Here is a 12307-nt window from a genome sequence, read left to right as displayed (position 1 = left end):
AAGGGGCCACGGGTGGCTAGGGTCAGTCGGTATGACGGCTGAGCAGACCTCGTCGAGCCCCACCGCTGCCAGGGGAGAACCGCTGGTCGTGCTCGACCACGTCGACAAGTGGTTCGGTGACCTGCACGTGCTGCAGGACATCCACCTGAGCGTCGCGCGCGGCGAGGTCGTCGTGGTCATCGGCCCCTCGGGCTCGGGCAAGTCGACGCTGTGCCGCGCCATCAACCGCCTCGAGACCATCGACAAGGGCCAGATCTCGCTCGACGGCCAGCCGCTGCCCGCGGAGGGCAAGCAGCTCGCCGCGCTGCGCGCCGAGGTCGGGATGGTCTTCCAGTCCTTCAACCTCTTCGCCCACAAGACGATCCTCGAGAACGTCACCCTCGGGCCGATCAAGGTGCGCGGGCACAAGAAGGCCGACGCCGACAAGCGCGCGATGGAGCTGCTCGACCGGGTCGGCATCGCCCACCAGGCCAAGAAGTACCCCGCCCAGCTCTCGGGCGGCCAGCAGCAGCGCGTCGCGATCGCGCGCGCCCTGGCCATGGACCCCAAGGTGATGCTCTTCGACGAGCCCACCTCGGCGCTGGACCCCGAGATGATCAAGGAGGTCCTCGACGTCATGGTCGACCTCGCCGAGCAGGGCATGACCATGGTCGTGGTCACCCACGAGATGGGCTTCGCACGCACCGCCGCCGACCGGGTCGTCTTCATGGCCGACGGCGCGATCGTGGAGGAGAACACCCCCGAGGAGTTCTTCACCAACCCGCAGAGCGAGCGCGCCCAGGACTTCCTGAGCAAGATCCTCAAGCACTGATCCGCACCACCCAGCAGCACTCAGTTCCACTCAGCACCACTCAGCACCACTCAGTTCCGCCGACAAAGGAGAATGAACGATGCGTCTGACCAAGTTCACGGCAGCCTTCGCGGGCGTCGTCCTGGCCGGGTCCCTCGCCGCCTGTGGCGACGACGAGAGCGCCCCCGAGCCCGAGGTGGCCTCCGACGTTGAGTTCGACGCCGGCACCACCATGGCCGAGCTCGCCGAGGCCGGCTCGATGACCGTCGGCACCAAGTTCGACCAGCCCGGCTTCGGCCTGCTGGGCCTCGAGGACACCCCCGAGGGCTTCGACGTCGAGGTCGCCAAGATCATCGCCGGCGCGATGGGCATCGCCCCCGAGGACATCGAGTGGAAGCAGGCCTCCTCCGACATCCGCGAGCAGGTCATCGAGGACGGCGACGTCGACATGGTCGTGGCGACGTACACGATCAACGAGGAGCGCGCCGAGCGCATCACCTTCGCCGGGCCGTACTACGAGGCCGGCCAGCAGCTGATGGTCAACGCCGACAACGACTCGATCAACGGGCCCGAGGACATCGCCGACAACCCCGACATGAAGGTCTGCTCGGTCACCGGCTCGACGCCCTCGGAGCAGATCCGCGAGTACCTGGCCTCCGACGACCAGCTGGTCCTCTTCGACATCTACGACAAGTGCGCCGACGCCCTGGGCAACGGCCAGGTCGACATCGTCACCACCGACAACGTGATCCTGCTCGGCTTCGTCGACGAGAGCGACGGCGAGTTCAAGCTCGTCGGCGAGCAGTTCACCGAGGAGCCCTACGGCATCGGCATCGAGAAGGGTGACGTCGAGTTCTGCGAGTTCATCAACGAGACGCTCGCCGACAACGAGGACGCCTACGTGGCGGCCTGGGAGGCCACCGCGGGCCAGGTCGAGGGCACCGAGACCCCCGAGCTGCCCGAGCCGGCTCCCTGCGCCTGAGCCGTCTGACTCACCCCTGACCGGTGGGGGCGCGCGGCCCGCGCCCCCACCGGCTCACCGAGAGGAACCACCGTGGATCCGGTGTTCAACAACCTGGACCTCTACTGGAGCGGGTTCTGGCGCTCGCTGGGCATCATCGGCTGGAGCCTCGTGGGCTCGCTGCTGCTCGGCACCCTGATCGCCGCGTTCCGGGTCTCCCCCGTCGCCTCCCTGCGGGCCTTCGGCTCCGCGTGGGTCACCGTGATCCGCAACTGCCCGCTGACCATCGTGCTGTTCTTCATGGCCTTCGGCCTGCCCGAGCTCGGCATCAACATCGACTTCTACTGGTTCGGTGTGCTGAGCCTGATCATCTACACCTCCGCGTTCGTGTGCGAGGCGATCCGCTCGGGCATCAACTCCGTCTCGGCCGGCCAGGCCGAGGCGGCCCGGGCCATCGGCCTGCCCTTCACCCAGACCCTGACCCAGGTGGTCCTGCCGCAGGCGCTGCGCGCCACGGTGCCGCCGCTGGGCAGCGTGCAGATCGCGATGTTCAAGAACTCCGCGGTCGTCGGCGCCTTCGGCGTCGGCGGCGACCTGTGGCAGGTCGGGCAGACCCTGACCAGCGCCCGCGGCTTCGCCTACATCCCGGTCCTGACCGGGGTCGCGGTCGGCTACCTCGTCATCACCCTGAGCGCCGGCGCCCTGCTGGCGGTCATCGAGCGGAAGGTGGCGATCGCGCGATGAGCCAGACCTCGGTCCTCTACGACGCCCCCGGCCCCCGCGCCGTACGCCGCGCCCGCATCGGCACCGCCGTCGCGGTCCTCGTCTTCCTCGGCCTGGCCGTTCTCGTGGTCCTGCGCCTGGCCGACCGCGGCCAGTTCGACTCCGAGCTGTGGAGCCCCTGGTTCAACCCCTCCGACGACCGGTTCAGCCAGGTCTGGGAGCTGGTCGGCAGGGGCCTGTCGGCCACGCTGGTGGCAGCGGTGCTCGCGATCGCGTTCTCGCTGGTGGTCGGCGTGCTGCTCGGCGTGGCCAGGATGATGCTGGGCCGCGTGCTGCGGGTGCCGGTCGTGGCCTGGATCGAGCTGTTCCGCGGGCTGCCGGTGGTCGTGACGATCGTCTTCGTGTGGCGTGCGATGGTCGAGCTCGGCATCGACGTCTCGAGCCTGCCCGGCGAGTCGGCCCTGTGGTACCTCGTCATCGGCCTGACCCTCTACAACTCGGTGATCATCGCCGAGATCCTGCGCGCCGGCGTCGGGTCGCTGCCCAGCGGGCAGCGCGAGGCGGCCCTGGCGGTCGGCCTGACCAACGGCCAGGCGATGCGCACGGTCCTGCTGCCGCAGGCCTTCCGGGTCATGCTCCCGGCCCTGATCAGCCAGCTGGTGGTCGTCCTCAAGGACACCTCGCTGGCCGCGGTGGTCGGCCTGGGCTACCTCGAGCTGCTGCGCCGCGGCAACCTGATCGCGCAGACCCTCGACAACCCGATCCAGTCGCTGCTGATCATCGCGACCATCTTCATCGTCATCAACTACGGCCTGGGCAAGCTCGCCGAGTACGTCGAGCGGCGCATGGGACGGGCCAGCGGCTCGTCGGCCGGCGACGGCGCCGAGGCGGTCCCGGCCGGCCAGGGCGCCTGAACCCCGGCGCGGCCGGCGGCGGCGTACGGCTCAGGCCTTGGGGGTCACCCAGAGCCGGATGACGCCCTCGACCACGACGGTGCCGTCGTCGCGCACGCCGCGCACTCGCACCGCGAGGTCGGGGTCGTCGGAGGTCCACTGCTCGGGGTCGGTCTCGGCGATGCAGGTGATGTCGCTGGTGGCCTTGGCGGTGTAGGCCACGTCCATCCCCTTGGGGATCCAGCGCTTGTCGGCCGGCACGCTCGCCTCGGCCAGCGCCCCCATCACGGCCTCGAGGCCGTTGCACAGCGCGATGGCGTGCACGGTGCCGATGTGGTTGTGCACCCGGCGACGCTTGGGCAGCACCAGCTCGGCGTGGTTGGCCTCGATGACGGTGAAGCGCGGCCGGATCGTGGCGAAGTACGGCGCCTTCTGGGCGAAGACGGCGCTGAAGACGCGCGCCCCGACGGTGGAGCCGACGACGGGCAGGGAGGTGGCGCGCTGCCACAGGGCGAGGACGGGAGTCATGACCGCTACATTACCGCCCAGTAACTTGAGCCCGCGGGTGGGGCCGGACGGGCGAGTCGCTCACTTGTCAGGGGTTGCAACCCCTGACCAGTGCAGGAGTCCCCGGTCGACCGGGGACTCATGCAAGGGTCCTGCTCAGGCCAGGGAGAGGAACCAGCGCTCGAGGCGGTCGAGGTCCTCGGGCTGCAGCGTCTCGCCCTCGGCGACCTGGCGGCGCAGGTCGGCGGAGATGATCGCGAAGCCGGCCCGGTCCAGGGCGCGGGAGACGGCCTTGAGCTGCACCACGACGTCGGAGACGTCGCGCGCCTCCTCGAGCATCCGCAGCACCCCGCCGAGCTGACCCTGGGCGCGCTTGACGCGGTTCTTGACCGCGGTCATGTCGACCGAGGGGGCGGGGGCGGCGTCGGGCACCGGCTCGAGGCCGCCCCCGGCCGGGGTGTCGACGGTCTCCACGGACAGGCTGGCGGTCGCGTTCATCGGCAGGCCCCTCTGGCTGGCGCACCCCCGGTCCGGGGGCGTCGTGGTCTCAACGCCGCAGGTCCGACCGGGTTACGCCACCGCGAGCAGCTCCACCCGGTTGCCGTGGGCGTCGCGCACGTGCGCACGCTCGTGCCCGTCGAAGGTGTGCCGCTCCCCCAGGTCGACCTCGAAGCCCAGCGCCTCGAGCCGCACGGTCACCGCGTCGAGCTCGGCCACCGAGTCGAGCAGCAGGGCCGGGTGCGCCTTGCGGGCGGGGGTGAACGGCTCCTCGACGCCGACGTGCACCTCGGCGACCACCGCAGCCCCGGCGGCACCGCCGTCGTACGCGCGGAACCAGGCGCCGCCGCGGGCCCGCAGCGCCGGCGGCTTCTCGACCTCGACCAGGCCCAGCCCGTCGCTCCAGAAGCGCCGGGCGCCGTCCTCGCCGCCGCGCGGGCAGGAGACCTGCACGTGGTGCAGCCGCATCACGCCACCGCCCCCGGCTTGTGCGCCACCACGAAGACGCGGCGGAACGGCAGCACGACGCCGGCCGGACCGGGCGGGTAGGCCTCGCGCAGCCGCCGGCGCAGCTCGTCCTCGAAGCCGGGCCGCAGGTCGTCGGGCAGCGACTGCAGAGTCGGGCGGGCGCCGGTGGCGCTGACCCAGGTGAAGACCGGGTCCTCGCCGGTGAGCACGTGCAGGTAGGTGGTCTCCCAGGCGTCGACCTCGGCCCCCAGCCGCGCCAGCGCGTCGAGGTACGTCGCCGGGTCGTGGCTGGCGGGGACCGCCGCGCCGCGGGTGTGCTCGGCGTACGGCGCCTGCGCGGCGAGCTCGGTGCGCAGCATGTGGCTGGGCTCCCCGAAGTTGCCCGGCACCTGCAGCGCCAGCCAGCCGCCGGGGGCCACCCGCGCCAGCATCGCCGGCAGCAGGTCGAGGTGGCCCGGCACCCACTGCAGGGTCGCGTTGCTGACCAGCACGTCGACGGGCTCCCCGCCGGTCTCGAGCCACTTCCGCAGGTCGCGGCGCTCGAAGCGCACCCCCTCGACCTCGCGGGTCGCGGCCTCGACCATCTCCCCGCTCGAGTCCAGGCCGGTGATCCTCGCCCCCGGCCAGCGCCGGGCCAGCAGCGCGGTCAGGTTGCCCGGCCCGCAGCCCAGGTCGACGACGGTGCGCGGGCCCTCGGCCCGCACCCGCGCCAGCAGCTCGACGAACGGCCGGCCGCGCTCGTCGGCGTACGTCAGGTAGCGCTGCGGGTCCCAGGTGTGGTCCATGCCTGCTCCAAGTCTCTTGATGTCAAGATACCTCCATCCTGCTGCAGGATTATCTTGACGTCAAGAGACTGGGAGCGACCGGCGCATGTGGGTCGTGGTCCGGGTCGTGGTCTCCGTCGTGGTCCGGGTCGTGGTTCGTGACCGCGCCCAGGCCCGTCCTCAGGCACACGACCCGGACCACGACCCAGGCCACGACCCAGACCACGACCCAAGCCACGACCCAGGCCACGACCCGGACCACGACCCGCTTCGCGCCCCGCAGCAGGTCTCTTGATGTCGAGAATCTCGACAGGGCGTACCCTGGGCGCATGCGGGACGAGGTCGACGAGCTGGTGGAGGCGTGGGCGCGCGAGCGCTCGGACCTCGACCTGGGGCCCGTCGAGGTGTTCAGCCGCATCAGCCGGCTCTCGCGCCACCTCGACCTGGCCCGGCGCGCGGCCTTCAGCGCCGAGGGCATCGAGTCGTGGGAGTTCGACGTGCTGGCCGCGCTGCGCCGCGCCGGCACGCCGTACGAGCTCTCCCCCGGCCGCCTGCTGCGCGAGACGCTGGTGACCAGCGGGACCATGACCAACCGCGTCGACCGGCTCGTGGCCCGCGGCCTGGTCGAGCGGCTGCCCGACCCCGCCGACCGGCGCGGGGTGAAGGTCCGCCTGACGCCCGAGGGCAAGAGTGCCGTCGACAGCGCCTTCACCGCGCTGCTCGAGGCCGAGCGCGGCTTCCTGGCCGACCTGCCCGACCCCGACCGCGAGCGCCTCGGCGACCTGCTGCGGACCCTGCTCAAGCCCTTCAGCTGAGGGCTACTCCAGCAGCTCGGAGGCCTCGAGCCACTCCCCCTCGAGCTCGTCCTTCTCGGCGGCCAGCGCGCTGAGCTCGGCGCCGATGGCGGCGACCTTGGCGTGGTCCTGGGCGTGCTCGAGGACCTGCTCGTTGAGCTCGGCCTCGCGGGCGTCGAGGCGCTTGAGCGACTTCTCGATGCGGGTCACGGCCTTGCGGGCCGCGCGCTCCTCGGCCGAACCGGCCTTGGCCCGCTTCGAGACCGGTACGTCGCCGCCAGCCGCGGCCGACTGGGCCGACGACTGGCCCGACGACTGCGCCGACGACTGCGCGGTCGCCGCACCCTGGGCCCGGCGCTCGAGGTACTCGTCGACGCCACGGGGCAGCATCGAGATCTGGCCGTCACCGAGCAGCGCCCACACCGAGTCGGTGACCCGCTCGAGGAAGTACCGGTCGTGGGAGACCACGACCAGGGTGCCGGGCCAGGCGTCGAGGAAGTCCTCGAGCACCTGCAGGGTGTCGATGTCGAGGTCGTTGGTGGGCTCGTCGAGGAGCAGCACGTTGGGCTCCTCCAGCAGCAGCATCAGCAGCTGGAAGCGGCGCCGCTCGCCACCGGAGAGCTCGCCGATGCGGGCGGTGAGCTTGTCGCCGGTGAACCCGAAGCGCTCGAGCATCGAGGTGGCGCTGATCTCGCCGCCGTCGGTCTTCACGACCCGGCGGTAGGACTCCACCATCGGCAGCACCCGGGCGTCGGGGTCGAGGTCGTCGAGCTGCTGGGTCAGGTGGCGCATCGCGATGGTGCGCCCGTGCTTGACCCTGCCGGCGGTGGGGGCCAGGTCGCCGGAGAGCAGCGAGAGCACCGAGGTCTTGCCGGCGCCGTTCACCCCGACCAGGCCGACCCGGTCACCCGGGCCCAGGCGCCAGGTGGCGTCGGTGAGCAGCGTGCGATCGCCGCGCTGGAGGTCGACGTGCTCGACGTCGATGACCTGCTTGCCCAGGCGCTGGGTGGCGAACTTCTGCAGCTCGAGCCGGTCGCGCGGCGGCGGGACGTCCTCGATCAGCGCGTTGGCGGCCTCGATGCGGAACTTCGGCTTCGAGGTGCGCGCCGGGGCGCCGCGGCGCAGCCAGGCGAGCTCCTTCTTGGCCAGGTTGGCGCGCCGCGCCTCGGAGGCGCTGGCCTGGCGGGTGCGCTCGGCCTTGGCCAGCACGTGCGCGGCGTACCCGCCCTCGTAGGCGTCGACCACCCCGTCGTGGACCTCCCAGGTCCACTGGCACACCGCGTCGAGGAACCACCGGTCGTGGGTGACCACGACCATCGCCGAGGACCGCTTGACCAGGTGGGCGGCCAGCCAGGCCACCGCCTCGACGTCGAGGTGGTTGGTCGGCTCGTCGAGGATGATCAGGTCGTGCTCGCCGAGCAGCAGCGCGGCCAGCGAGCAGCGTCGCCGCTCGCCGCCCGACAGCCCGGTCACGGCGCGGTCGAGGGCGACCCCGGCCAGCAGCTCCTCGACGACCTCGCGGGTGCGCGGGTCGGCCGCCCACTCGTGGTCCTCCATGCCGCCGAGCACGGCCTCGCGCACGGTGTGGGTGTCGACCAGCTCGTCGCCCTGGTGCAGGTAGCCCACGTGCAGCCCGCGGGTCATCGAGACCCGGCCCGAGTCGGGCTTCTCGATGCCGGTCAGCACCTCGAGCAGCGTGGTCTTGCCGTCGCCGTTGCGGCCCACGATGCCGATGCGCATGCCCTCGCCGATGCCGAGGGAGACCTCGGTCAGCAGCGGGCGCACGCCGTAGGACTTGGAGACCTTCTCGAGGTTGACGAGGTTGGCGGCGGCCATCAGACGTACTCCACCACGTGCGCGCCGGCGACCGGCGCCGGCACCACCGACGTACGGCCGTGGCCGCGCCCGGCGAGGTCGGCGTCGACCGCCTCGGCCTGCGCCCGGTCGCCGCACAGCAGCAGCACGCTGGGGCCCGAGCCGGAGAGCAGGGCGGCGTGCGCCCCGGCGGCCAGGGCGTCGTCGAAGGTGGCGGCGAGGTCGGGTCGCAGTCGCAAGGCGGGCTCCTGGAGGTCGTTGCGCAGCAGCCGGGCGAGCTGCTCGACGTCGCCGGTGAGCAGCGCGTCGTGGAGGGCGGGAGGGATCTGGGGGGTCGGCAGCAGCGCGCCGGCGTGCAGCTCGTCGAAGGCGCGGTAGACGTCGGGGGTGGCCAGGCCGGTGTCGTTCTCGACGACCACCCACCACCACGAGCCGTGGTCGACGACCGGGGTGACCAGCTCGCCGTGGCCGCTGCCGATGGCGGTGCCGCCCAGCAGCGCGAACGGCACGTCGCTGCCCAGGCCGGCGGCCAGGCGCAGCAGGTCGTCGTCGGGGGTCTGGAGGTCCCAGAGCCGGTCGAGGGCCACCAGGGTGGCCGCGGCGTCGGCGGAGCCGCCGGCCATCCCGCCGGCCACCGGGATGCCCTTGCGGATCTCGACCTTGGCGGCGCGCTCGAGCCCGTGGTGGGCCACCAGCGCCCGCCCCGCGCGCAGCGCGATGTTGCGGTCGTCGGCGGGCACCTCGTCGAGGTCGATGCGGCCGTCGCCGCGCAGGTGCACCGACCACTCGAGCTGGTCGCTGACGGTGACGTCGTCGTAGAGGCCGACGGCCTGGTAGAGGGTGGCGAGGGGGTGGAAGCCGTCCTCGCCCAGGGGGCCGACGCCGAGGTGCAGGTTGATCTTGGCGGGGGCCCGGACGGTGGTGCTCATCCAGCGCTCTCCTGGGGGTCGCGGGTGGCCTCGACCGGCAGCGCCTCGGCGATGCGGACGTAGTCCTCGATGGTCAGCGTCTCGCCGCGGGCCAGCGGGGAGACCCCCGCCTGCTCCAGCGCGGCGTCGACCTCGGCGGCCGGCGCCAGCGCGCGCAGCACCCCGCGCAGCGCCTTGCGGCGCTGGGAGAAGGCGGCGTCGACGACGGCGAAGACCTGCTGGCGGGTGGCGGTCGTCCGCGGCGGCTCGCGGCGGGTCCAGGCCACCAGGCCGGAATCGACGTTGGGGGCCGGCCAGAAGACGTTGCGCCCGATCGCGCCGGCGCGGCGCACGTCGGCGTACCAGGCGGCCTTGACCGACGGGACGCCGTACACCTTGGAGCCGGGGCGGGCCGCGAGCCGGTCGGCGACCTCGCTCTGCACCATCACCAGCCCGCGCTCCAGCGAGGGCAGCAGCGCCAGCAGGTGCAGCAGCACCGGCACCGAGACGTTGTAGGGCAGGTTGGCCACCAGCGCGGTGGGCGCGGGGCCGGGCACCTCGCGGATGCGCATCGCGTCGCCGAGGACCACCTCGAAGCGGTCGGCCTGGGCCGGCGCGTGCTCGGCGATGGTCCGCGGCAGCCGGCCCGCGAGCAGCTCGTCGAGCTCGATGGCCACCACCCGCCCGGCGACCTCGAGCAGCGCCAGGGTCAGCGAGCCGAGCCCGGGGCCGACCTCGACGACGACGTCGCGCTCGGTGACGCCCGACTCGCGCACGATGCGGCGCACGGTGTTCGGGTCGATGACGAAGTTCTGGCCGCGCTGCTTGGTGGGGCGCAGGTCGAGCTCCGCCGCGAGCAGACGCACCTCCGCCGACCCGAGGAGTCTCGGGCCGGCGGAGGTGTCAGTCATGGGGCCCAGCGTAGGTGGGCGCCGCCCTCGTCAGCGGGGCAGGCCCAGCTTGGCCGAGCAGGACGGCCAGGCGCCGTACCCGCCGCGGGCGTCACGCAGGCGCGTGGCGACGGCGATCTGGGTCTCGCGGCTGCTGGTGTGCGGGTAGCCCGCACCGCCGTACGCGCGCCAGGTCTGCAGGTTGAACTGCAGGCCGCCGTAGTAGCCGTTGCCGGTGTTGATGGCCCAGTTGCCGCCCGACTCGCACTGGGCGAGGCTGTCCCATACCGAGCTGCCGGAGGCGAAGTTGGCGCTGGGGGCGGGGGCGGGAGCGGGGCGCTCCTTGGTGCCGATCGCGAGGATGCGGTCGACGGCCTCACGGGTCACGGTGGCCTTGAGCAGCTCGCGGCCCACGACCTCGCCGTTGCGCAGGGTGACCTTGTACGTCGCGTTGCGCGCGCCGGCCCGGCCCTCGCGGACCACGTCCTCCTCGTCCTCGAACATCGAGGAGTCGGTGCGCTCGACGGTGCCGAAGGCGATGGACTCGGTGACCTTGCGGGTGGCCTTCTCGACGTTGGTGAAGACGATCTTGTCGCCGTCCTCGACGCGCTTGCCGAAGCCGGGCTTGGCCTCGTCGAGCTTGTCGACCTCGACGCCGAGCTCGTCGAGGGCGTCCTCGACGGTGGCGGCGGTCAGGGTCCGCTTGACCGGCTTCTTGCCGGCGATGACCAGCGTGAGCTTCTTGGCGGTCACGACCTCCAGCGACGCGCCGGAGCGGTCGAGGTCGCCACCGCGGCTCAGCGACAGCTCGGCGCCGTCGAAGCCGCGGCCGATCTGCTCGAGCGCGGAGTCGACGTCGGTGGCGGTGACCCAGTGGGTCTCGGTCTCGCCGTCGACGGTCAGCTCGAGCGGGCGGCCGTAGCGCACGCTGATCTCGCTGCCCTCGGAGATCGGGTCGGTCAGCGCGGGCGCGACCTGGTCGTGCTCGCCGAGCTCGATGCCCTCGTCGGCCAGGACGTCGCCCACGGTCGCGGCACGGGCGCTGATCTCGCGCTCCTCACCGTCGACGGTCAGGGTGACGGTGTCGGCCATCGCGGTGTAGCCGAAGGTGGTGCCGGCCACGGCGAGCACCACCACGGCGGTCAACGAGACCATCCAGGCGCGGCTGCGGGCCACGGTCGAGGCAAGGCTGCTGATACGTCGCACAGTTCTCCAAGGTCGAGCTGTCCGGGTCTCGACCCCCACCGGCGACCCGTCGGCACAGCACCTCTACGCTCGTGGTGCTGGAGTGACGGGTGTGCTGGGCGGCGAGACTCAGGGGCCACCAGCGGCACCGGCGGGACCACGGCGATCCCGGCTGTCAGTGCTCCACCACACCAGAGGTCGCTGCCTGGGCCAAGTCCTCGGCCCACGACGTGAGCAGGCTCTCGCTCCCGTGATCACCCCTCCTCACCGGTCGTCCGTGCAGGTCAGGCCCGGTTTCCGGGGGCCGACGGACGCTCAGGTCGACTCCGGGTGGTCTTTACCGGCCGGCGCCCCAGGCGCCGCCGAACGCGGCCTCGGTGGCCGCGTCGATGCCGGCGCACAGCCGCTCGAGGTCCTCGCCGCGCACCTCGGCCATGGTCCGCACGGTCAGCGGCACCAGGTAGGAGGCGTTGGTGCGCCCCCGGTGCGGGTGCGGGGTCAGGTACGGCGCGTCGGTCTCGACGAGCAGCCGGTCGCCAGGCACCAGCGCCAGCGCCTCGCGCAGCGGGTCGGCGTTCTTGAAGGTGACGGTGCCCGCGAAGGACAGGTGCGCGCCGCGGTCGAGGCAGCGGCGCGCGAAGGCGGCGTCGCCGGAGAAGCAGTGCATCACCCAGCGCTCGGGCGCACCCTCCTCGTCGAGCACCCGCAGCACGTCGTCGTGGGCGTCGCGGTCGTGGATGACCAGCGTCTTGTCGAGCCGCTTGGCGATGTCGACGTGGCGCCGGAAGGACTCCTCCTGCGCGGCGCGCCCTTCCTCGCCGGTGCGGAAGTGGTCGAGGCCGGTCTCCCCCACCGCGCGCACGTCGGCGTGCGCGCCCGCGAGCTGCTCGATCTCGGCCAGCGCCTCCTCCAGCAGTCCCGCCGCGGCCAGGCGCGGCGCCTCGTTGGGGTGCAGCGCCACGCCGGCGACCAGGGCGTCGTACGACGCCGCCGCCTCGACCGCCCAGCGGGCGCCCGGCAGGTCGCAGCCGATCTGCACGACGCGGGCGACGCCGACCGCGGCGGCCGCCGCCCGGGGCTCCTCGGCCCGGGGCGCGGGGGCGGCGGCGCG

General features: G+C 72.7%; 14 protein-coding genes. 5 read left to right on the top strand and 9 right to left on the bottom strand.

From position 1 onward, the window contains the following. The first annotated feature begins 31 nt into the window (after positions 1–31). The 4 genes from OCU29_RS06640 (at position 32) to OCU29_RS06625 (ending at position 3388) form a co-directional block, all read left to right on the top strand. Positions 32–811 (top strand): amino acid ABC transporter ATP-binding protein, encoded by a 780-nt coding sequence (locus OCU29_RS06640; protein ID WP_370463657.1) that lies wholly within the window; start codon positions 32–34, stop codon positions 809–811. A 79-nt stretch (positions 812–890) separates the two neighbouring features. Beyond that, a complete protein-coding gene (locus OCU29_RS06635; protein ID WP_261819282.1) occupies positions 891–1772 on the top strand; it encodes a glutamate ABC transporter substrate-binding protein in 882 nt (293 codons plus the stop codon). 81 nt (positions 1773–1853) lie between these two features. After that, complete coding sequence (locus tag OCU29_RS06630; protein WP_258016866.1) at positions 1854–2495, top strand: amino acid ABC transporter permease; 642 nt, start codon at positions 1854–1856, stop codon at positions 2493–2495. Then, positions 2492–3388, top strand: coding sequence for an amino acid ABC transporter permease (locus tag OCU29_RS06625; protein ID WP_179615436.1), 897 nt, complete (start codon positions 2492–2494; stop codon positions 3386–3388). Before OCU29_RS06630 ends, OCU29_RS06625 begins: the two co-directional genes overlap by 4 nt. Before the next feature lie 30 nt (positions 3389–3418). Here OCU29_RS06625 and OCU29_RS06620 read toward each other — a convergent pair whose 3' ends face one another. The 4 genes from OCU29_RS06620 to OCU29_RS06605 all read right to left on the bottom strand — a co-directional run bounded on the left by OCU29_RS06620 (position 3419) and on the right by OCU29_RS06605 (position 5625). Beyond that, positions 3419–3895 carry a hotdog fold domain-containing protein gene (locus tag OCU29_RS06620; protein ID WP_261819281.1) on the bottom strand — a complete coding sequence of 159 codons (477 nt, stop codon included), beginning with the start codon at positions 3893–3895 and terminating at the stop codon, positions 3419–3421. A 135-nt stretch (positions 3896–4030) separates the two neighbouring features. Beyond that, on the bottom strand, positions 4031–4273 hold the full coding sequence (locus OCU29_RS06615) for a metal-sensitive transcriptional regulator (protein WP_179617330.1): 243 nt from the start codon (positions 4271–4273) through the stop codon (positions 4031–4033). A 171-nt stretch (positions 4274–4444) separates the two neighbouring features. Further along, positions 4445–4840, bottom strand: coding sequence for a VOC family protein (locus tag OCU29_RS06610; RefSeq protein ID WP_261819280.1), 396 nt, complete (start codon positions 4838–4840; stop codon positions 4445–4447). Continuing rightward, positions 4840–5625, bottom strand: a complete 786-nt coding sequence (locus tag OCU29_RS06605; protein ID WP_261819279.1) for a methyltransferase domain-containing protein — start codon at positions 5623–5625, stop codon at positions 4840–4842. The genes OCU29_RS06610 and OCU29_RS06605 overlap by 1 nt, the downstream gene beginning before the upstream one ends. A gap of 308 nt (positions 5626–5933) precedes the next feature. On the opposite strand from OCU29_RS06605, the gene OCU29_RS06600 reads away from it, so the two are divergent. Then, on the top strand, positions 5934–6419 hold the full coding sequence (locus OCU29_RS06600) for a MarR family winged helix-turn-helix transcriptional regulator (RefSeq protein WP_179615432.1): 486 nt from the start codon (positions 5934–5936) through the stop codon (positions 6417–6419). A gap of 3 nt (positions 6420–6422) precedes the next feature. Here the strand turns inward: OCU29_RS06600 and OCU29_RS06595 are convergent, their stop codons facing one another. The 5 genes from OCU29_RS06595 to OCU29_RS06570 all read right to left on the bottom strand — a co-directional run. Beyond that, the gene (locus OCU29_RS06595; protein ID WP_261819278.1) at positions 6423–8234 is read right to left on the bottom strand and encodes an ABC-F family ATP-binding cassette domain-containing protein; all 1812 of its coding nucleotides are present in this window, start codon (positions 8232–8234) and stop codon (positions 6423–6425) included. Continuing rightward, the gene (locus tag OCU29_RS06590) at positions 8234–9142 is read right to left on the bottom strand and encodes a 4-(cytidine 5'-diphospho)-2-C-methyl-D-erythritol kinase (RefSeq protein WP_179615430.1); all 909 of its coding nucleotides are present in this window, start codon (positions 9140–9142) and stop codon (positions 8234–8236) included. The genes OCU29_RS06595 and OCU29_RS06590 overlap by 1 nt, the downstream gene beginning before the upstream one ends. Next, positions 9139–10032: a 16S rRNA (adenine(1518)-N(6)/adenine(1519)-N(6))-dimethyltransferase RsmA gene (gene rsmA, locus OCU29_RS06585; protein ID WP_261819277.1), complete on the bottom strand. Its 894-nt coding sequence runs from the start codon at positions 10030–10032 to the stop codon at positions 9139–9141. Before rsmA ends, OCU29_RS06590 begins: the two co-directional genes overlap by 4 nt. Before the next feature lie 30 nt (positions 10033–10062). Beyond that, positions 10063–11187 (bottom strand): transglycosylase family protein, encoded by a 1125-nt coding sequence (locus OCU29_RS06575; RefSeq protein ID WP_306799010.1) that lies wholly within the window; start codon positions 11185–11187, stop codon positions 10063–10065. Between the two features lie 346 nt (positions 11188–11533). Beyond that, positions 11534–12307, bottom strand: a 774-nt coding sequence (locus tag OCU29_RS06570) for a TatD family hydrolase (RefSeq protein ID WP_261819276.1), incomplete at its 5' end; no start/stop codon positions are given.

This window comes from Nocardioides sp. OK12 (genome assembly GCF_024341885.1).
GTDB lineage: Bacteria > Actinomycetota > Actinomycetes > Propionibacteriales > Nocardioidaceae > Nocardioides > Nocardioides marinisabuli.
Note: the sequence above shows the minus strand (reverse complement) of the source record. Positions and strands in the feature narration are given on the sequence as shown.